Below are 691 nucleotides of genomic sequence, written 5' to 3'. Positions count from 1 at the left end.
CTTGTACACACCGCCCGTCACACCATGGGAGTGGGCTGCAAAAGAAGTGGGTAGTTTAACCTTTCGGGGAGGACGCTCACCACTTTGTGGTTCATGACTGGGGTGAAGTCGTAACAAGGTAGCGCTAGGGGAACCTGGCGCTGGATCACCTCCTTATACGATGATTACTCACGATGAGTGTCCACACAGATTGATGGTTTATAAAGTTTAAGAGATAGAAACATCCCTAAGATGTTTCACTTAGTGTCCCGTTCGTCTAGAGGCCTAGGACACCGCCCTTTCACGGCGGTAACAGGGGTTCGACTCCCCTACGGGATACCATCTTTAAGCGTACTTTCTTTAAATAGAAAGCAAAGTGCTTTTAAAAATGGTTACTTCTTCGGAAGAATCACGCTCTTTAACAATTTGGAAAGCTGACTAAATAATCTTTAATAAGATTATTTGTAAAGTTCTCAATGTTTACCTTAATGGTAAACACCAAAAAACACATTCAAGTGTTCTTGGCAATATCACTTCCTAGTGAAGTGATTATTCGAAATTGAGTCCGGCAAAATCGAACGTCTCTCACTCATAAAATAGAGAGACAACTTGGTTGTTTAACGAAACTCCTTCGGGTTGTATGGTTAAGTGACTAAGCGTACACGGTGGATGCCTTGGCAGTCAGAGGCGATGAAAGACGTAGTAACTTGCG

1 tRNA gene and 1 rRNA gene are annotated in these 691 nt (G+C 43.3%); both read left to right on the top strand.

What is annotated here, in order from left to right:
• Positions 1-156: ribosomal RNA gene (locus tag L4C38_RS21280) — 16S ribosomal RNA — on the top strand; the annotation flags it as partial.
• Positions 157-245: 89 nt separating this feature from the next.
• Positions 246-321, top strand: a tRNA-Glu gene (locus tag L4C38_RS21275).
• The last annotated feature ends 370 nt before the right edge of the window (positions 322-691 follow it).

Origin of the sequence: Vibrio kasasachensis, from assembly GCF_050337565.1 — a bacterium.
GTDB classification, from domain to species: domain Bacteria; phylum Pseudomonadota; class Gammaproteobacteria; order Enterobacterales; family Vibrionaceae; genus Vibrio; species Vibrio kasasachensis.
Note: the sequence above shows the minus strand (reverse complement) of the source record. Positions and strands in the feature narration are given on the sequence as shown.